General features: G+C 44.1%; 18 protein-coding genes. 7 read left to right on the forward strand and 11 right to left on the reverse strand.

From position 1 onward, the window contains the following. Positions 1–9 precede the first annotated feature (9 nt). The 9 genes from DHBDCA_RS11415 to DHBDCA_RS11460 all read right to left on the reverse strand — a co-directional run bounded on the left by DHBDCA_RS11415 (position 10) and on the right by DHBDCA_RS11460 (position 8,621). The gene (locus DHBDCA_RS11415; RefSeq protein WP_015044364.1) at positions 10–1,029 is read right to left on the reverse strand and encodes a protein-glutamate methylesterase/protein-glutamine glutaminase; all 1,020 of its coding nucleotides are present in this window, start codon (positions 1,027–1,029) and stop codon (positions 10–12) included. Between the two features lie 22 nt (positions 1,030–1,051). Continuing rightward, positions 1,052–1,867 carry a CheR family methyltransferase gene (locus DHBDCA_RS11420; RefSeq protein WP_015044365.1) on the reverse strand — a complete coding sequence of 272 codons (816 nt, stop codon included), beginning with the start codon at positions 1,865–1,867 and terminating at the stop codon, positions 1,052–1,054. A gap of 103 nt (positions 1,868–1,970) precedes the next feature. Then, a complete protein-coding gene (locus DHBDCA_RS11425; RefSeq protein ID WP_015044366.1) occupies positions 1,971–3,641 on the reverse strand; it encodes a methyl-accepting chemotaxis protein in 1,671 nt (556 codons plus the stop codon). Further along, a complete protein-coding gene (locus DHBDCA_RS11430; protein ID WP_015044367.1) occupies positions 3,638–4,147 on the reverse strand; it encodes a chemotaxis protein CheW in 510 nt (169 codons plus the stop codon). Before DHBDCA_RS11430 ends, DHBDCA_RS11425 begins: the two co-directional genes overlap by 4 nt. Before the next feature lie 19 nt (positions 4,148–4,166). After that, positions 4,167–6,314, reverse strand: a complete 2,148-nt coding sequence (locus DHBDCA_RS11435) for a chemotaxis protein CheA (protein ID WP_015044368.1) — start codon at positions 6,312–6,314, stop codon at positions 4,167–4,169. 30 nt (positions 6,315–6,344) lie between these two features. Continuing rightward, positions 6,345–6,710 carry a response regulator gene (locus DHBDCA_RS11440; protein ID WP_015044369.1) on the reverse strand — a complete coding sequence of 122 codons (366 nt, stop codon included), beginning with the start codon at positions 6,708–6,710 and terminating at the stop codon, positions 6,345–6,347. Beyond that, positions 6,703–7,320, reverse strand: a complete 618-nt coding sequence (locus DHBDCA_RS11445; RefSeq protein WP_015044370.1) for a TetR/AcrR family transcriptional regulator — start codon at positions 7,318–7,320, stop codon at positions 6,703–6,705. The genes DHBDCA_RS11440 and DHBDCA_RS11445 overlap by 8 nt, the downstream gene beginning before the upstream one ends. A 303-nt stretch (positions 7,321–7,623) precedes the next feature. Further along, positions 7,624–7,830, reverse strand: a complete 207-nt coding sequence (locus DHBDCA_RS11450) for a hypothetical protein (protein WP_015044371.1) — start codon at positions 7,828–7,830, stop codon at positions 7,624–7,626. 242 nt (positions 7,831–8,072) lie between these two features. Next, entirely contained in the window at positions 8,073–8,621 is a 549-nt protein-coding gene (locus tag DHBDCA_RS11460; RefSeq protein WP_015044372.1) for a Gx transporter family protein, read from the reverse strand. Positions 8,622–8,792: 171 nt separating this feature from the next. Here DHBDCA_RS11460 and DHBDCA_RS11465 point away from each other — a divergent pair, with 171 nt between their 5' ends. Genes DHBDCA_RS11465 through DHBDCA_RS11475 form a run of 3 tightly spaced genes read left to right on the forward strand, consistent with a single transcriptional unit; the run spans position 8,793 to position 11,309 of the window. Next, positions 8,793–9,590 (forward strand): energy-coupling factor transporter transmembrane component T family protein, encoded by a 798-nt coding sequence (locus DHBDCA_RS11465; RefSeq protein WP_015044373.1) that lies wholly within the window; start codon positions 8,793–8,795, stop codon positions 9,588–9,590. A gap of 16 nt (positions 9,591–9,606) precedes the next feature. Beyond that, positions 9,607–10,446, forward strand: coding sequence for an energy-coupling factor transporter ATPase (locus tag DHBDCA_RS11470; RefSeq protein WP_015044374.1), 840 nt, complete (start codon positions 9,607–9,609; stop codon positions 10,444–10,446). Next, positions 10,431–11,309: an ATP-binding cassette domain-containing protein gene (locus tag DHBDCA_RS11475; protein WP_015044375.1), complete on the forward strand. Its 879-nt coding sequence runs from the start codon at positions 10,431–10,433 to the stop codon at positions 11,307–11,309. Before DHBDCA_RS11470 ends, DHBDCA_RS11475 begins: the two co-directional genes overlap by 16 nt. A gap of 1 nt (position 11,310) precedes the next feature. Here DHBDCA_RS11475 and DHBDCA_RS11480 read toward each other — a convergent pair whose 3' ends face one another. Beyond that, complete coding sequence (locus DHBDCA_RS11480) at positions 11,311–11,529, reverse strand: hypothetical protein (protein WP_015044376.1); 219 nt, start codon at positions 11,527–11,529, stop codon at positions 11,311–11,313. Between the two features lie 156 nt (positions 11,530–11,685). Here DHBDCA_RS11480 and DHBDCA_RS11485 point away from each other — a divergent pair, with 156 nt between their 5' ends. Continuing rightward, entirely contained in the window at positions 11,686–13,905 is a 2,220-nt protein-coding gene (locus DHBDCA_RS11485) for a hypothetical protein (protein WP_015044377.1), read from the forward strand. 493 nt (positions 13,906–14,398) lie between these two features. Here DHBDCA_RS11485 and DHBDCA_RS11490 read toward each other — a convergent pair whose 3' ends face one another. Continuing rightward, entirely contained in the window at positions 14,399–14,617 is a 219-nt protein-coding gene (locus DHBDCA_RS11490) for a hypothetical protein (protein ID WP_015044379.1), read from the reverse strand. Between the two features lie 140 nt (positions 14,618–14,757). Between DHBDCA_RS11490 and DHBDCA_RS11495 the strand changes: the two genes are divergently transcribed. The 3 genes from DHBDCA_RS11495 to DHBDCA_RS11505 are packed head-to-tail and all read left to right on the forward strand — an operon-like array spanning position 14,758 to position 18,619. Then, a complete protein-coding gene (locus tag DHBDCA_RS11495; RefSeq protein ID WP_015044380.1) occupies positions 14,758–16,368 on the forward strand; it encodes a spore germination protein in 1,611 nt (536 codons plus the stop codon). Continuing rightward, complete coding sequence (locus DHBDCA_RS11500; RefSeq protein ID WP_081580535.1) at positions 16,365–17,462, forward strand: GerAB/ArcD/ProY family transporter; 1,098 nt, start codon at positions 16,365–16,367, stop codon at positions 17,460–17,462. The genes DHBDCA_RS11495 and DHBDCA_RS11500 overlap by 4 nt, the downstream gene beginning before the upstream one ends. Further along, positions 17,459–18,619 (forward strand): Ger(x)C family spore germination protein, encoded by a 1,161-nt coding sequence (locus DHBDCA_RS11505; RefSeq protein WP_015044382.1) that lies wholly within the window; start codon positions 17,459–17,461, stop codon positions 18,617–18,619. The genes DHBDCA_RS11500 and DHBDCA_RS11505 overlap by 4 nt, the downstream gene beginning before the upstream one ends. The last annotated feature ends 15 nt before the right edge of the window (positions 18,620–18,634 follow it).

The raw sequence follows: 18,634 nt of genomic DNA on the forward strand, positions 1-18,634 counted from the left end.
CTTCATTCCTTACTTCAGCATCGTACAAATCAACTGAGGGATGTTCATTAAAGAAGTTTGTCTTTCAACGGCCCCGATATCATGAGCAACTTTCGGCATGCCGTAGACCACACAGGAATCCTGATCCTGACCGATCGTTCTGGCCCCTTTTCTTCTCATCTGCAGGAGTCCCTTGGCCCCGTCATATCCCATACCGGTCAAAATGACACCCAGCGCATTTTTGCCTGCTTCCTTGGCCACAGATTCAAATAAGACATCGACGGAAGGACAATGACCGTTGACCTTTTCTCCTGCGAAGCACTCAATCCTGTATCGATTGGCTATCTTTTTGATTCTGACATGCTGGTCTCCAGGCGCAACTAAGGCCATTCCCTGTTCCAGGTAATCCCCGGTCCGAGCTTCCTTGACCTTCAGTTTGGTCTGATTATTCAGCCGCTCGGCAAACATCCGGGAAAAAACAGGAGGGATATGCTGGACGATAACGATCCCGGGCATATTCGCAGGCAGTCGCTTCATGATATTGCAGACGGCTTCCGTTCCGCCGGTGGAAGCGCCGATCGCAATGATTTTTTCCGAATTCTCGGCATGCTGGCTTTCAACTTTTTCAGTCGTATCCTTCATCGACGGGATAATCCGGGCGACGGAGGCTACCTTGATCTTAATCTTCAACTCATTTAAAAAGGTTTCCACTCTCTGCGCAGCCTTCATATCCGGCTTGCCGACAAATTCGACAGCCCCGGCATTCATCGCATCAAAAACAGCATCGCTCACCGTACTGATCACAATCACCGGAATCGGATATTGCGGCAGCAGCTTGCAGATAAATTCAATCCCGTTCATTTTGGGCATCTGGACATCACAGGTCATCACGTCCGGTTCAACTTCCAGGATTTTATCCCTGGCTTCAAACGGGTCTGCGGCCATACCCACAACTTCGATCTCCGGGTCACTGGCGATTCCTCTGGCCAGAATCTCCCGGAAAACGATGGAATCATCTACAATTAAAACCCTAATCTTTTTTTTGGCCATGATATCAACCTACTTCTAAATATTATTCTTTTCTGTATACGGCTGGCATGACATATTTATATTGGGTTGTATCTTTGTTGAGTGATTCCGAATGACCGATGAACAGGTAGCCGCCATACTCCGTCATGTCATAAAATTTCTGAACAAGCTGTTCTTTGGTTGGCCCGTCAAAGTAAATCATCACATTTCGGCAAAAGATCACATGGAACTTCTTTTTAAAAGGAAATACCTTTTCCATCAGATTAAAGTTGCGGAAGATCACTTCATTCTTAATTTTTTCTACAACAATCGAATTTTCCCTGTCGAGCTTTTTAAAATAATTTGTTCTCCACAGCGCTGGCAGCGCCGCAACCTTATCATTGGCGTATTCGCCATTTCTGGCAATCGTTAAGGCTTTATCGGAAATGTCCGTTGCAAGAATCTTCGTATCCCACCAGACTTTTTCCCTGCCAAAAAACTCATCAATGATCATCGCGAGGGTATACGGTTCTTCACCACTGGAGCACGCCGCGCTCCATATCCGTAGATCCTTATCCCGGCAATGGGCCGCCAGCACAGGCAGAACGTTCTCTTTTAAGAAAGTAAAATGCTCCGCTTCCCGCATAAAAAACGTATGGTTGGTGGTAATCTTATTAATAAAGGTGGTCATGGCCTCCCCGCCATTATGTGAAGTAATGAAATCGTAATATTCCGAGAAACTTTTAAAGCCGTTCTCGATAAGGACACCCTGCAGTCTTCCGTTAATCAGCGATTGCTTTTCTTTTTTTAGATGAATCCCATAATTAGCTTCGATATACGCTGCAAACTTCACAAATTCTTTTTCCGTTATTGTTATCATAACAGACCACCATCTTCTCCAGGCGTTTTTTATAGAAACTTCTAATTTCTGTTATTCTGAAGAGAGAGCCTCGAATCAGGCCCTCTCTTCTCTTGCATTTCACTTAGTACTTGCCGAATTCGTCGTCACTCAGGACAATTTTCTTTTTTGGCTTTTCCTTTGGTGCAAGAGTCGGACTACTACTGTTCATATTCTCGAGCATTTTCAGAATATCCGGGCTCATGTTTTCGATTCCTTTTAAGGAAGCGTACTGGCCGTTTTTCCGCAGTTTGAATTTGGCAACCTGAACATTCAGCAGCTCGGACTGGCTCGCCAGTTCCTCACTTGCAGCGGCACTCTCTTCAGCAGTTGCCGAGTTGGTCTGAACGACTTCCGCGACCTGAGCAATACCCTGGTTGATTTGGTTGATGCCAATGGCCTGTTCATTGGAAGCCACTGCAATGTTGTTCACCAGGTTGGCTACCTTCGAAATTCCTTCGACGATATTGTTTAATTCCTTCGCCGTGTCGCTTGCTATCCGGGTGCCATTATCAACATTCTTGATTGAACCCTCGATCATATCCGTTGTTTCCTTAGCAGCGTTGGCTGAGCGAGCTGCGAGGTTTCTGACTTCTTCTGCTACAACGGCGAACCCTTTGCCGTGCTGTCCTGCCCTTGCAGCTTCAACAGCAGCATTCAGGGCCAAGATATTGGTCTGGAAGGCAATATCGTCGATGACTTTGATAATTTTGGAGATATTATTGGAAGAATTATTAATTTCATCCATTGCGCTAAGCATTTCCTTCATCTGGCTGTTGCCCTGGGCCGCATTCTTCTTGGCTTCTTCCGCCAGCTGGTTTGCTTCATTGGCATTTTGGGCATTGAGTTTGGTCTGGGAACTGATTTCTTCCAGAGAGGCCGTCAGCTCTTCAATCGAACTAGCCTGCTCGGTTGCGCCCTGGGAAAGGGCCATACTGGAATCGGACAGTTGCTTCGAGCCTGAAGCGACCTGCTCGGAAGCACTGTTGATATTACTGATCACTTCATTCAGGGTCAGCGTCATGGTCGAGAACGATTTGGCAAGCGCTCCGATTTCATCTTTGCCGCGGACATCGATATCGACATTCAAATCGCCGTCAGCAATTTTATCGGAAACTCCTACCAGTTTGCGGACAGGGTTTGTGATCGAGCGAGCCATAAAAAATCCGAGGATGATCGACAGAACGATTGCGGTCAATGTGGAGACGGCCAGTATAATTATAGTTCTGGTTTCTTTGGATGCAATACGATCTTTTGCCGCATCAATGTTTTGAGCTCTTTGCCCTGCCATTTGCGTATTTAATTCGATTAAGGCTTTTGTTTCCGGTGCAATTTTTGCCCCAACTGCCGTGATTTGTGCAGCATTGCCTCCTTTGACTGCCGCAAACAGCTCTCCACTTACCGCAGCGGTCCAGGCGTTGCTTCTCTCTACCATGGCCTTGTTCTCAGGCGTATTCTCCATGGCTAACAATTCCTCTTGCAGTTTGGTGCACTTCTGGGAAATCGCATTGAAATCGTCAACATAGGACTGTTTTCCATACAACATGTAAGCTCTGGCAAGACTTGCTCCATCGGTGAAGCTTAAGGCCAGGTCTTCATTAATTTGGAATTTCACAAATTCGACTTCGGTCATCTGATTAACATCTTTGACCATAGAATTAACCTGGGTATAAGTGACTACAGAAATGACTGCCAGGATGACGACAATGACAATATAGCCAGCTAAAATCTTGGTTTGAAGCTTGTTGAAATTCATGATATTACCCCCTCACTAAGTGTAGATGTCAGATTAGACAGTTCTTCTTCTTTTAATAATTTGTCGCAATCAAGAATGAGCTTGATACTGTTATCGACCTTGCCGATTCCTTTAATGTATTTGTTACTGGCACCTCCGTTAACACTGGGAGGAGGCACTATTTCGTCTTCAGGGATGACAAGCACCTCGCATACGCTGTCCACGATCAGACCAATTGATATTTCCTGAATGTCGATCACGATGATACAGGTCCGGTCACTGTATTCCATAAATGGCTTTTTGAAACGCAGGCGCACATCGATGACCGGAATGATCTTCCCTCTCAAATTGACAATTCCACGAACATAATTGGGCAGCTCCGGCACTTCAGTAACCGGCTGGATACCGATAATTTCTGTCACGTACTTAATTTCAATCCCGTAGATTTCGTTGCCTAGAGAAAAGGTTAAAAACTTGTTTTTCTGAGTATCTTCTTCCAAATAATCTTCTGCAATCATTTCTGCCATTAAAATCACTCCTTTCTTGTTATTTCTTCACAAGTCTGGTTATACTCTGGATGTCAAGGATTAAACTAATGCTTCCGTCACCTAAAAGCGTACACCCTCCTAACTCATTATCTTTTTTAAGATTTTGTATGTAATACGGCAGTGCTTTAACAACGACCTGTTGTTCTCCAAGCAGTTCATCAGCAAATATACAACAAGATGTTTCTTCATTTTCAACCATGATAAATATGCCCTGGCTTAATTCCGTAATTTCAGTTTTGACTTTGTACAGCGTATGGAGCCTGATAACCGGATAACACTCACCCCTTACCATAATCATTTCATTTTCATCAGGGTCTCTGATAATATCGGATTCTTTCGGCCTGAATGATTCTCTGATGGATATTGTCGGTATGGTATACCTTGAATTTCCGACTTTAATATTCATTCCGCCGATAATCGCCAATGTTAATGGGATCTTCATCGTAATGGCAGTGCCTGCACCTTCAGTACTGTCTACCGAAACGGATCCGCCTACCGTCTGGATATTCTTGGAGACGACATCCATGCCGACGCCTCTTCCGGAAAATTCCGTGATGTTCTCTTTGGTTGAAAATCCGGGCAGAAAGATCAGATTAAAGATTTCGCGGTCGCTTATCTCCTGTTCCGATTTGGTCAGAAGGCCATTCTGTCTGGCTCTGCTCAGGATTTTTTCTTTATTCAGTCCTTTACCATCATCCCTGACAATGATCAGAACATCGCTTCCAGCATTTTTTGCTTCCAGGGTGATTGTCCCAGCTTTGGACTTCTCTGCCGCAACCCGTTCCCCAGCCGCCTCAATCCCATGATCAATCGCGTTGCGGATCAGATGCATCAGCGGATCAGAAATATGTTCAATAATATTTTTGTCAACTTCCGTTTCCTCACCGATGATCTCTAAACGCACTTCTTTGTTCAGCTTCTTACTCATATCGCGTACGATTCTGTGCATTTTGTGAAAAGTCGTCGACAGCGGAACCATCCGGATCGCCATGACCATATCCTGCAATTCCCCAGTGATTTTCCCGAGCTGCCGGGCTGCCTTATAGAAATTATCTAGCTGCAGCCCTATAAGGTCAGGGTTTTGGGTAACCATGGCCTCGGCAATCACCATTTCTCCGACCAGGTCCATCAGTCTGTCCAGCTTGGCGACATTGACACTGATGATGCTCTGCTGGGCAGAAGAAAGAGAGACTTCCTTCTCGGCCTTTTCCCCCCTTTCAACTGTCTGTAGGACAGGAATCTGTGGGGTTAAAGCATTCTCATGTTGATTCATCACCGGTTCGTCTTCCTGATCTTCGATCTGCTCCAACTTCAGCTCTCTGAGGAAAATCGTCTGCATGAAGAATTCATGCATTTCTTCATAGCTTTTATCTGTCCTTAAGACTACTGTAAAGCCCTGTTCTTTAATGACCTGAGCACTCAGATCATTTTCAATAATATCTTCCGGGGTGAAAATGTACTTGTCCGCAATTTCTTTCAAATTATGGATGACGGTGTAGGCTCTGATATTTTCCATTTCACAGCCGTCCTGATAGAAGATTACAGCCTTGTACCAGTTCTTTTTAGACAGGGCCGCCGGGGGCTCTGTTATGTTCGGGGCAATATAATATCTGGGTTTTTCTTCAGGTATTTTTTCAGGTATTTCTTCTATGTCTTCCGGTATGTCCTTCAGATCTTCTACTGAATTTTTCTTCGTTTCTTTCCTGGATGTAAATACTTTTTCTGCTGAAGAATTTTGTAATTTCAGTTTGTTCAGGAAATCTGCAATCGTCTCTTTCAGACGCTGTGCATCTCCGTCAACGGGATCTTTGGCTTTGACTTTTTCCAGTTCGACTTTGAGAAAATCGACACCTTCGAGCACAATATCCGAAAGCGCGGAGCAGTCGACCTCCCGTGGATCGTTTTCGCGGATGAAATAAAACAAGTCCTCAATGGAATGGGCGAGAGAGGCGATGTTGTCAAAAAGCATCATTGCAGATGAACCCTTAATGGTATGCATGATCCGGAAGATCTCATTGACATCGTCTTTGGAAATATGATTGGATTTTTCACTGGCCAGAATGGAGTGCTCTAGCTGTTCAAGCAAATTGGACGTTTCGAAAATATACAGGTCTAACATGGATTCATTGGAATAATTACCAGCCATTTTTATCTGCCCCCCAAACATATCAACTGACTATTTTAATGCATTCACCTGATTTAAGGTTTTGACTACGACATCCTCTTTGAACGGTTTGATAATAAAGGACTTTGCACCAAGCGCAACAGCCTGCCTTACCATACTTTCCTGTCCCATCGCGGAAACCATCACGACCTTGGCTTTCGGATCAAATTTCATGATTTCAGGTAATGCTTCCAAACCGGACATTTCAGGCATCGTAATATCCATGGTAACGACATCAGGTTGCAATTGTTTATAGCTTTCCAGGCCTTCCAACCCGTTCGCAGCCTCACCGACGACCTCAAAACCGTTGTTCTGAAGCATATTTCTGATCGCCAGCCGCATAAATGCCGCATCATCTACAATCAGTACTCTAATCAATGGACTCCCTCCTTTGAGGATTAATCTTGTCTTGAATGAAAGAACCCAGGATCGTGTTAACTGCCTCCAGGCATTTTCCCCGCAAAGAGAAAGAATACTGCTGTAGTCTCCACCTCGCGCAAAGCGCTACGCAGGTTCCGATAATGATATCAGTCAGCATCTCGCTCGATAGTTTCGGAGGTATTTCCCCTGTCTCCTGGCCTCTCTGAATAATTTTCTTTAAAAAGACAAATCGCGTTGAATAAATGTCTTCGACTTTTGATTTTAACGCTTCGTCATAGCGCATAATTTCCAAAGATAGAAGTACTGCGGTGATTGACGGATAATTTTCGTAATACGAAGAAAGTGATTCGACAAGAAAAATAATCGCTTCTTCCGTGGTTTCTTTCTGCTGGGCCGTAAGGAACAGGTCGCTGTCATACTGCGAGAAATAATCCAGGACGCCGAGCATCAGTTCATTTTTGCTTTTAAAATGCTTATAGATGGCTCCCTCGGTGATATTCTGCTTTTTGGCAATCTCGCGTGTCGAAATTTGGTGGATTCCGTATTTATCGATCAAATCAATTGTCGTTAAGATGATGCTTTCTTTCCGATGTATTAGTAAATTCATATGGTAATAAACTCCTCCCTTGGAAAGTAAGTGTTTACTTACCATCTTTTACACCTAATATACTGCATAATTTGTCGAATGTCTACAATTTTTGACATAATATTTTAAATATTTTGATATATTCTTCGTATGGCTAAATATATATTTGGATTGGCTTACATACAATTTTAGGGAATAAAAAAAGGCTTCCTGTTAAATCAGATAAGCCTGTTTCCCTATTTAATATTTTTTCGTTGAATTTGGATTAAAGGAATCAAAAAAGAGATTGATGCAATTTGATTGATTCAATCTCTTTTTTGAGCTTTATGATTCACAGCTTCCGGAACTGCAGTCCGATCCGCACTCACCTTTTAAGGGTGATTTAATTTCAAATTGGTCCCCATCGGGGGTGTCAATATAATTGATCACAACACCCTCAAGAACTTCTGTAAATTGCTTGTCTGCAACAATTTTTAGTCCATGCTGTTCATCAAATATATCGTCAGGGGTCTTTGACTCATCCAGAGTCATGCCGTAATTCGGCCCCCTTCAGCCAATGCCGGCTACATAGAGCCGTAAGTAAGAATTATCCATATTCTGAGTCACCATGATGTCTATAATTCTCTTGGCCGCGATTTCAGTAACTTCAAACATAATCGCACCTCCTTTTTAGTCTGACAATCGTTATCCATATTACATGAATAAGAAATGCTTGTCAAAATGATTGAAAAACAAATTGAAAAGTTGTAGTATGTCTAATTAATTAGCAGATTTTACATATCGTCAAGCAGGTTATTAAACCGGTTTGTTGCCTTGATATATTTCACCAGTTCGTTAATCATAATTCCGGTTATGATTCCGGTAGGCACTGAAAACAGTAGCATAACCGGCAAGTAAAAAAAGATCCCTGAAAACCTTAGAACCAAGGCTGCCATGGCCAATTGCCCGAGATTATGGGCTACAGCCCCTGCTACACTGATACCAACCATACTCAGACCTGTAAATAGATGTAACAGCACTGCCATGACGATCGCAGCTGCAACAGCGCCTAAAAAGCTCATAAAAAAACCCATGCCGAATAAGGTCCCACTGAGCAGAGAGCCGAGAATTGTCCGCAGTACGGTAATCTGCAGGGCCGTCTTAAAGTCAAAGACAACCAAAGCCACCAAGGTAATAATATTGGCCAAACCCAGCTTCACTCCCGGTATAGGCAGCGGACTAGGGAACATACTCTCAAGATAATGAAGAACGGAGGCTTGCGCCACGAGAATGGCAATAACAGCCAGTTTCTTTGTTGATATCACATTTTTGACATGTTCCATAACTGGATCTTCCTCCGAATTATGCATTCCCCTTCAGATCATGCAATTTTTATTTGATGTCTTGTTTTAATCGAAGTCTTATTTTAATCAAATAGATTTATTTTATTTGCATTAAACCCATATAAGTACTATTATTCATACGAAACAGAAATTGTCAAAGGAGCCTTTTCAATGATCGGTATGAAATTAGGCCAATACGTCTATGGGAATTCCCTGCTCCATTTATTGGATCCCCGAACGAAAATATTGAGCTGCTTATTGGTCATTTTTTCCGTCATAATTACCGATAATTTGTATTTTCTGCTTTTCTTGATTCTATTAATGGCTGCTGCCATTATTTCTTCCGGATTAAGCTATCAATTAATTCTGAGCAGTTTATTGAAATTAAGATATCTGCTTCTTTTTACGCTGGTCTTCCAGGGATTTCTCACGCCGGGCGAAACTGTTTTGATGGTTGGAAAGCTTAGTATGACCAGAGAAGGTCTGATCTTAGGGCTGATCAATATATCGCGGCTGGTTATTTTATTTTTAGGCTCTATGATTTTACTGATGACAACATCATCCCTCAAATTGTCCGCAGGAATCGAATACTTGCTGCTACCATTAAGGAAATTACATATTCCTATTCATAATTATACAACCATCCTCAGCATTTCTTTTCGTTTTCTTCCTACTTTATTTGAAGAAGCGGCCATCATAAAAAATGCTCAAAAATCAAGGGGAGCCCAATTTGATTCATCAAATATTGTTGTCCGGATAAAGAGCTATACTGCCATTCTGATTCCCTTATTTGAAGCGTCCCTGGTTCGGGCCGCTGACTTGGGTGAAGCGATGGACAGCAGGTGCTTTACTTCCCATCCCAATCAGTTAAGGTTAAACCGTTTACAAATGAAACGTCGGGATATCCTGTTTTTAATCCAAATGACCGCCGTTTTAGGTACAGGTATTACGATTAGCATTCTTCTATAAGTCAGGAGCCGAAAGTATGACTGCTCAAGGTATCGAATTCGTCAAGGTCACAAAGCATTATATAGATTACTCTCAAGGGAAAACACCTGCGCTGAAAGATATCTCCTTGTCGATCAGGAAGGGCGAATATGTCGGTTTGCTTGGGATGAATGGTTCGGGAAAATCTACCCTGGCCAAACTATTAAATGGCCTGCTTAAACCAACGGATGGAAAGGTCTTTATCAATGGGCTTGATACGGCAAACATTGAACAACTGCCTGAAATCCGCAGACTCGTCGGTATGGTTTTTCAAAACCCCGATAATCAATTAATCAGTCCTGTTATTGAGGAAGAAATTGCTTTTGGCCCTGAAAATTTAGGACTGCCAGTTCCAGAGATCAATCGCCGGATCAATTGGGCACTTCAGGTGTGCGGCCTCGAAGACAAAAGGCATCATGCACCGCATCTGCTTTCAGGCGGACAAAAACAAAGGGTGGCTCTGGCTTCGGCCTTGGCGATGCTGCCTGAATACCTCGTTCTTGATGAGCCGACTTCGATGCTGGATCCGGCAGGCAGGAAGGAACTGCTTGAACAGCTGCGGGTCTTAAATAAGCAGGAAGACATGACCATCCTGATCATCAGCCATAATCCAGAGGATTTGGTCCAGGCAGACAGGCTAATTGTTCTGGATCACGGATCAATCTTTTTACAGGGGACCCCAAGGGAAGTCTATGCCAACGCCAAATTGGCAGAACTGGGACTGGATACCCCCGCGGTTTACCAATTGATCAACCAATTGGGATCAAACGGATATCCTGTTCCCGAAAACGTCAAATCAGTCCGGGAGTTGGTGGATTATCTATGCCTGCAGTTGTAGAAACGAATCATCTTTCTTATACGTACTTACCCGGTTCAGTTTATGAACATCAAGCTCTCAAAGACATTAGTATTTCTCTGGCAAAAGGAGAATTCCTTGGCATACTGGGACCCAACGGCTCCGGTAAATCGACACTCGCCCAACATTTCAACGGATTGCTCCGGCCTACGTCCGGTCAAATGACTGTATGCGGAATTCCAACTTCAGATCCTAAACGAAGTAAGGATCTTTGGAAAAAAGCAGGGCTGGTTTTTCAATATCCCGAACAGCAGATTTTTCAAATTACAGTCTTTGATGAAGTGGCCTATGGACCAAGGAATTTAGGCCTGCCTGAAACGGAAGTAGCAGAAAGAGTCCATGATGCCCTACAGCAAGTTGGTATAAACCAGGAGAATATCAACCAATTGGCCCCGGTCACACTGAGCGGCGGCATGCGAAGAAGAATTGCCATTGCCGGGATACTGGCCATCCAGCCGGAAATACTCATCCTCGATGAACCCATGGCAGGTTTGGATGCTGCCGGCCGGAGACTGCTTTCTGATATATTTAAACAACGTCAAGAAAAAAAAGAAACAACGGTCATGATTTCTCACAACCTCAAAGAAATCATGACTATCACAGATAAGATTGCTATCCTGGACAGCGGGTCCATGATCTTTTTTGGAGACGTTAAAGACCTGCTGATGAAACCTGAAATTCTTAGTCGATATCAACTGGAATTGCCGGAGTACTTGCAAGTTGTTTATCGGCTGGCTGAGAAAGGGTTTGCTATCAAAACCGACATTAGCAGTACAGAAGAAGCCGGCGAAGAAATCCTAAGATTTCTTCAAGAAAATAAGTATGGGGGCGTAACGAAACTTTAGTTTAAGTTTCGTTGCGCCCCCTGTCTCTGTTATAAGATGTAATTTTGGATATTAAGTTTCTCTTTAACTGGCCATTTTTCATATGGTCTTTCTTCATACGCATAAAGGTGGCATCATGATCCGTCTTGAAGTAACTATTTCTTTCTTCCAGTATAAGCTCTTGCTGTTCATATTTCTGCATTCTTGGACCCGGTCTCTCTTCATCCGATTTCTTGGCCAATCTCTCGGCCCCTTTTTACAGGTGCGCCGGCGGCAAAAGTAAAATAAATCGATAGAATACTCCTTTAGGGGTGGTTGTGTTTTGTCCATTTTCCAAACCTGAACATATCATATTCCAGCAAATGTTTGGAATATTTTTTTGTTTCAGGAGGAATGAATGCAGAACATGTTTTTTGAACGGGAAGACTGGAAATTATTCAGAAATATGGAAACCTTGCCCCAAAAAGCGGGGGTGCCGAGAAGTAAATTATCCATGCTGGTTTGCAAGGAACTCACGGATAATGCGCTGGATCTGGGCGGCGATTGTGAAATCGGTTATGAGGGCGATTTTTTCTATGTTAAGGATCACGGCAGCGGCCTGGATCCGGAATTGTTTTCCATCAACAGGCCGCTACGGTCCTCCAAGTATTTAAGACTGCCAACCCGAGGGGCATTGGGTAACGGTCTGCGCGTGGTAGCCGGGGCGGTAGTGGCGTCGGGCGGCGAACTCTATGTTTCAACCCGAGGCCAAAATTATAAAATCCATTTTCAAAATGACGGTACAGCCTTCCCGGAGAGCTTAAGCGATTATCACGACGCCGGGACAAAGATCAGATTTACTTTGGGCGGAATGCCTATTAATTCAAGCTGGGCCAGTCTGGCAATGGAATATGCCCAAGGTGAAACCTACCGGGGAAAGACCTCGCCCTATTGGTATACCAGTGAAAACTTTTTTGAATTGTTTCAGTCCTATAGCGGATCGGTTCGGGAACTCATCACGCAGTTCGACGGTTGTACCGGTGGGAAAGCCGGGAAGATAGCCGCAGAATATACCAAGATGTCCGCCGCAGCCTTGGAGTTTGACGAGACGGAAGCGCTTTTGGCTGAGCTCCGAGCAGCGGTAAAAAATGTGAGTCCCGAGAGGCTGGGGCGGATCGGCAAGCTGGATGGGTACAGCTGCTATTGTAAATCAGCCGGCACCTTTAAGGCCAGGACCGTCAAAGGGAAACACGACGCGGAAATAGCGTTTGTCCTTGAAGTGTACGCGATCCCCTCCGATACGCCCCATATAACGGTACTACTCAATAAATCCCCTGTGACCGGCAATGTCAATATCGACTACAACAAAAATTTGCTCAGTATTTTCGGCTGCGGTTTAATCCTATGTGTAAAAGCCAAACCTGCCGTTATTCTGATCAATATCATAACGCCCTATATCCCGATTGTGACAGATGGGAAAGAACCGGATCTCTCGATCATCAGCGACACCATCGCAGAAAGCATTCAAAAGGCGGTCAGCAGAGCCCAAAAATCCCTGCCGGGCGATGTGGTGGAGCGAAAGAAATCTCAGAAAGAAGTCGTTACGGCATGCTTGGAACAAGCCATTGCTAAAGCCAGCGGCAACGGCGAATACCGTTTCAGCCTGCGTCAGCTTTATTATGCCGTCCGGCCGTATGTGATCAAGGAAAGCGGCAAAGAACCGGATTACGCTTATTTCTGCACGGAATTGATCAGCAGTTATGAAGCACAGCACGGTGACATTCCGCTGATGTACCGGGATGAGCGGGGGACGTTGTATCATCCCCACTCAGGCCAGGATATTCCTATCGGCACGATTGCGGTGGAAAACTATCAGAAGCCCGTCTGGACGTTCAATAAAATCCTGTATATTGAAAAAGAAGGCTTCTTCAATGTGCTCAAAGAAAAGAAAATCCCGGAGAAATATGATATGGCTTTACTCACCAGCAAAGGTTATGCCAGCCGGGCGGTCAAGGATTTGCTGGATACGCTCGGGGAGAATTCGGAGGAAGAGATAGCTTTTTTCTGCATTCATGACGCGGACGCATATGGCACGACGATCTATGATACCCTGCAAAATGAAACCAAAGCCAGGCCCGGCAGAAAAGTGAAGATCATCAATCTGGGGCTGGACCCGAAAGAAGCCATCAGCATGGGGCTGGAAATCGAAAAGGCAGGAAAAACAGGCCGCAGGAAGGGCGTAGCCAGCTATATTGATCCCGAGTGGGAGAGCTGGCTGCAGAACTACAGAGTGGAACTGAACGCCATGAGTACGCCGCAGTTTCTTGCCTGGCTGGAAGGGAAAATCAGGCTTTACGATAAAGGCAAAGTGATACCGCCCGAAAGTACCATGCTGGAGAGCCTGGACCATAGCCTTCAGGATAAACTCGGCCAAAAGCTTGCAGCGGAAATCTTGGAACAAAATCACTATGCTGATCAGGTCACTCAAGCAGTCCGGCAAGTTAAAGAACGCTGCGGCGACAGCCAAATTCGGTTAGCTGAGACAGTGCAGGCGGAGCTTAAGAAGGAACCGGTCAATCTATGGAAGGATGTCATTAAGGCCGTGTCTGAGGATATGATTAAAAATTTTCGTTTTTAAGATTTGACTACACTAGTGTAATTAATCTTAAAACAACCGAATTTTTAAACAGGGGCTGTGATGACCCTCAGAGAAAACCAGACTTGCACAGATTCACAAGCGGACGTTAGTGGCGGCAGCGTAAAGAAACCAGAAAACCGCAGCATTAAAACATGCCAACGGTTAGCATACAGAAACAGCGGGGTTTTGGCATGTTAGCGGGAGATTTCTGTTTTTAGCTGCGAGAACGAGGGAACGGTGGATCTGTGCAAGGCTGCATCACCTAAGAAAGAAAAGACAGTTCTGATTGACGTCTTTAGTTTGGGACTAAGTTGTGATACAGCCCCATGCTGCAAAAAACCCTAAAGACAATCTCTCGGGGGTCAAAAGGCTTGACGATATATTTGTCAACTCCCAGTTGGAAGCCAAGTGCTTTATTGTACCTTAGTTTGCATGATAACAATACAATTGTATAATTATGATGAGATATTAAGAACTTCTTGCTGTTTAAGCCTCATTTCCATGGGTTTATTCCCTTAAATATGGGGTGAGAAAAACTCATTGCTTTCCTGCGTAAATACTGGGGCTCTACAACATGGATGTCAGTAAAAAGTTCAGACGATATTCCCCTTTCCTGGTCTTTTTTTATCCGTTCCTCGAGATACGCAATTTCTTCTGTCGCCCGGATTTTTTCCATCTCGATCACAGCGTCTAAAATATGCTCCTTGATCATTCTCTTCGCTGCTTCTTCCTTACATTCCTACAATATTCAGTTAAAATCTAAGTGGTACGGTATAAAAATATTTGAAAAGGAAATTCTAGTAAAAATATTAATTATAACTTAGGGGTGACTGAAAGATATTTGGGAGCGGTATGTTTAAAAAACTGTTGAAGAGCGCTCTAGGCTTTAGCGGCAAAAGAGACTCTGGTAAGATAACTTCCCGACAACCGGGAGAAAAGCGGCCCCTCTCTGCAGACTATGATGATAATTTACAGACTTTACGGCAAGTTTTCGACCAGTGTTTTGATATTCTCTTCCGCGAATTTTTCATTAATGCCGATATGCCTCTACGGGCTTTTATTGTTTATGTAACCGGATTAACCAACCATGAAATGGTAAATGATCACTTATTGAAGAGTATCATGCAGGAGACGGCTAATTTACCATCATCCGTGCATCTGTCCAAGGCCAATGCACAGCAAGTCATTCAGGAACGTTTAATCAATTTGGACGAAACCAGCACGACTACAGATTTAATTGAACTAGTCAAGAAAGTTTTAGAAGGCAATACCGTCCTGCTTCTGGACGGATCGGCTACTGCGATTATTGCCGGTGTACGGGGTGTAGAAAGTAGGGCAATCAACGAGCCTGACAGCGAGCCTGGGGTGAGGGGACCGAAAGACGGATTTGTGGAAGCTCTCGACACAAACATGAGTTTAATCCGACGCCGGATAAAAACCAGCCGTCTCAAAGCGGAAATCTTCGAGACAGGGCTGTTGACAAAGACTAAACTGGCAGTATGTTACATCAAAGGGATCGCCAATGATAAAGTTGTGCAAGAGGTGAAGCAGCGGATTGGCCGGATTAATATTGATAGTGTACTCAGTGGCAACCAGATTGAAGAATTAATTATGGATGAGGCGTTCTCTTTATTCCCCCTTGTGCAGTATACCGAGCGTCCGGACAAAGCAGCGGCTTCCTTATTGGAAGGACGGGTTGTTATCTTAGTGGATAACTCACCAATGCCCCTGATTGTTCCTGTAACGTTTATTTCTCTGCTCCAGGCTGCCGAGGATTATTACAATAACGCGGTGTTCGCCACTTCAGTCCGGCTTTTGCGATTTATTGCCTTGAACATTGCGTTATTGCTGCCGGCCTTAACTGTGGCAGCCTTCTCATTTCACCAGGAGTTGCTGCCAACAGCGTTAATAAATACTGTCGCTGGTGCTCGGCAAGGTTTACCTCTGCCAATCGTCTTAGAAATTTTGATGATTGAATTCGCCTTTGAACTCTTGCGCGAAGCCGGAGTACGCCTGCCCAAGACGATTGGTCAAGCCATCAGCACTGTCGGTGGTTTGGTCATTGGGCAGGCGGCAGTAAACGCTGGCCTGGTCTCACCAATCTCGGTCATTGTTGTGGCGACTACAGCCATCGCTTCATTCACAATTCCGAATTATGCTGCAGGTACTGCGCTGAGAATTTTGCGGTTTGTTTTGATTATTCTTGCAGGTTTTCTCGGCGGAGTGGGAATCATCTCCGGTTTGATGGTTATTCTATTTCATCTCTGTAGCTTACGGTCTTTCGGTATCCCCTACTTGTCACCTATTGCTCCCCTAAGCCTGGGTGACTTAAAGGACACCATGGTGCGTGCGCCCTGGTGGGCTATGCTCAGGCGGCCATGGATGTCCGTCAGCAATGAGCCGGTCAGGCAGGACCCTGATCAAGGTCCGCAAAAACCGGATAAGGGAGGGCAAACGTCATAAATACGGAAAAGCTTTCAAGTACGCAGATTGCTGTCCTGCTGTACATAATCATCATGATTTCAGCTCTCCTGTTGGTGCCCGGGCTGACAGCCGAAAAGGCGAAACAATCCGCCTGGATCGCGGTCGGTTTAGCCTCACTCCCCGGTTTTTTTTGCTTATGGATTGTTTGGAAATTGGGTAAAAGGTTTCCAAACAATACTTTGCCTGAATATGCAGAAATCATCCTGGGCAAAGCCTTAGGCAAGGTTGTAGGCGGAGCCTATATATTATTTTTTCTTTTGGTTAATATTCTATCCGTATGTGAGTTTTCCAAATTCCTGACAGTCTGCTTTATGCCGCAAACCCCGGCAATGGTTTTTAATGTCATTCTTGTCCTCATCGGGGCTTATGCGGCATCTAGAGGAATTGAGGTAATTGCCCGTGCAGCTCAATTTGTCTTTCCTCTATTCGTGATTTCTTTACTTATTCTATTTGTATCTGTATTACCCGTCGTGAAATTAGGAAGACTACTACCTTTTCTGGAGGGTGGGATTGAACCTGTGATTTGGGGATCTGTCCCCTCCATCATCGTGTATGGTGAGGTTATTATATTGGCTGTTCTGCTTTCCATGGTCAACAAGCCCGAGGAAGTGAAGCGCAAAGGAGCTTTTGCCTTATTAGCAGCGGCAATTTTTCTCTCGGCAGGTATGATGTTCACCTTGATGATATTTGGGCCGAACCTTTCTGGGGAGCTGTTATTTCCTTTTTGGTTCCTCAGCAAATCTATTGAATTTAGCAGTTACCTGCAACGTGTAGAGGGCATCATTGCGCTCCTTTGGATGGTTGGAATCATCATTAAAATTGCAGTTCTATATTATCTGGTATGTTTTGCAACAGCCAAAACCCTTGGTCTCAAAAGTTATAACCCAGTTGTTTATCCAATGGCGCTTGTCTATATCCCCGCGGCAACTTTTCTATTTCGTAATACAGCAGAATTCCGTCATTTTCTTGAATTGTACTGGCCGTATTTAGGATTTATTTTCGAACTTGTGTTGCCTTTGATTCTTTTGTTAGTAGCCGTAATCAGAAAAAAGCATAGGAGAGTTAGGCAATGAAAAAAAATTACCGTATTTTAGGCCTATTCATATTGATTATCTTACAGTCTGTTATAAGCACCGGCTGTTGGAGCAGTAAGGAAGTTGAAAGCCTTGCCGTTGTCACACTAATGGGATTGGACTATACGAATGAAAATGGCAGCGACATGTGGACAATATCTGCAACAATCTTAAATCCACTCGGCCAGGATAAAGTGGGAGAGCAATCAAGCGGAAAAGGTAATCAGGAAACACTATTGGTAGGTACCGGAAGGACTATAGATGAGACTATTTCAGCATTTTCTGCCCATTCATCTCGTACACCGTTTTACGGACATATTAGTGCTTTTATCATTGGTGAGAAGACCGCCAAGGAAAAAATGTGCGAATTCACAGAGGCCGCAATACGGTATTGGGGAAACCGTCCAAGAACATTAATAATCGTAACAGAGGGAAAAGCTCTTGAGGTATTGCAAGCGGGACCAGCAGTCGATAAGCTGCTCTCAAAAGAATTGAAGGAATTGGGTATGAACAAAGCGTTAGCTACCGGTTATTCCTACGGTGTAACTTTGACTGATTTTGCGGATTGGTTAAAAAGTCCCGACAGGGATCCGGTAGCAACACTCGTCAATGTCATTCCTTCGGAAGTGCCCGGATTGAACCAGCAAAATCTGATGAAGGGATTAGCTGTTTTCCAAGGGGGTAGACTCATAGGTTGGCTGAATAAAGACGAAACCACAGGATATTTATTAATAACACAAAATATAAATGGGTATATTCCGTTAACGTATATAAAAGATAATAAATTATTCTCATATTACATTAGTACTGCAAAAAGTAAAATTCTGCCGGTAGTAACTGGTGATAAAATATTTTACCGCGTACAAATTAAAGTTATGGGTGGGATTGCTGAAAATTCAGGACTTAGACTGAATTCAGAAGATATTAGAGCACTTGAAAATATTATCGAAGACAGGCTGCGGGATCTTTCCACGCAGGCAGTTGATAAGGCCAAGGAATACAATTCAGATTTTCTTGGTTTTACAGAAAAACTCCATCGTACTAACCTCTCAGCATGGCAGACGCTAGGACCGGACTGGCGGAAAGTTTTTCGTACAGCGGAAGTAGAAATCGTGGTCGATGCTAAGATCGTCCAAACCGGGATGATGGGGGAATAAATTATATTATTTCGC

It is taken from the genome of Dehalobacter sp. DCA (genome assembly GCF_000305775.1).
GTDB lineage: Bacteria > Bacillota > Desulfitobacteriia > Desulfitobacteriales > Syntrophobotulaceae > Dehalobacter > Dehalobacter alkaniphilus.

What these genes read in the sequence shown, in the direction of transcription:
- DHBDCA_RS11420 (WP_015044365.1), bottom strand. Translation starts at nt 1,867, where the DNA reads ATGATAACAATAACGGAAAAAGAATTTGTGAAGTTTGCAGCGTATATC.
- DHBDCA_RS11475 (WP_015044375.1), top strand. Translation starts at nt 10,431, where the DNA reads ATGCCTGCAGTTGTAGAAACGAATCATCTTTCTTATACGTACTTACCC.
- DHBDCA_RS11445 (WP_015044370.1), bottom strand. Translation starts at nt 7,320, where the DNA reads ATGAATTTACTAATACATCGGAAAGAAAGCATCATCTTAACGACAATT.
- DHBDCA_RS11465 (WP_015044373.1), top strand. Translation starts at nt 8,793, where the DNA reads ATGATCGGTATGAAATTAGGCCAATACGTCTATGGGAATTCCCTGCTC.
- DHBDCA_RS11435 (WP_015044368.1), bottom strand. Translation starts at nt 6,314, where the DNA reads ATGGCTGGTAATTATTCCAATGAATCCATGTTAGACCTGTATATTTTC.
- DHBDCA_RS11450 (WP_015044371.1), bottom strand. Translation starts at nt 7,830, where the DNA reads ATGACTCTGGATGAGTCAAAGACCCCTGACGATATATTTGATGAACAG.
- DHBDCA_RS11425 (WP_015044366.1), bottom strand. Translation starts at nt 3,641, where the DNA reads ATGAATTTCAACAAGCTTCAAACCAAGATTTTAGCTGGCTATATTGTC.
- DHBDCA_RS11460 (WP_015044372.1), bottom strand. Translation starts at nt 8,621, where the DNA reads ATGGAACATGTCAAAAATGTGATATCAACAAAGAAACTGGCTGTTATT.
- DHBDCA_RS11415 (WP_015044364.1), bottom strand. Translation starts at nt 1,029, where the DNA reads ATGGCCAAAAAAAAGATTAGGGTTTTAATTGTAGATGATTCCATCGTT.
- DHBDCA_RS11495 (WP_015044380.1), top strand. Translation starts at nt 14,758, where the DNA reads ATGTTTAAAAAACTGTTGAAGAGCGCTCTAGGCTTTAGCGGCAAAAGA.
- DHBDCA_RS11505 (WP_015044382.1), top strand. Translation starts at nt 17,459, where the DNA reads ATGAAAAAAAATTACCGTATTTTAGGCCTATTCATATTGATTATCTTA.
- DHBDCA_RS11470 (WP_015044374.1), top strand. Translation starts at nt 9,607, where the DNA reads ATGACTGCTCAAGGTATCGAATTCGTCAAGGTCACAAAGCATTATATA.
- DHBDCA_RS11490 (WP_015044379.1), bottom strand. Translation starts at nt 14,617, where the DNA reads ATGATCAAGGAGCATATTTTAGACGCTGTGATCGAGATGGAAAAAATC.
- DHBDCA_RS11485 (WP_015044377.1), top strand. Translation starts at nt 11,686, where the DNA reads ATGCAGAACATGTTTTTTGAACGGGAAGACTGGAAATTATTCAGAAAT.
- DHBDCA_RS11430 (WP_015044367.1), bottom strand. Translation starts at nt 4,147, where the DNA reads ATGGCAGAAATGATTGCAGAAGATTATTTGGAAGAAGATACTCAGAAA.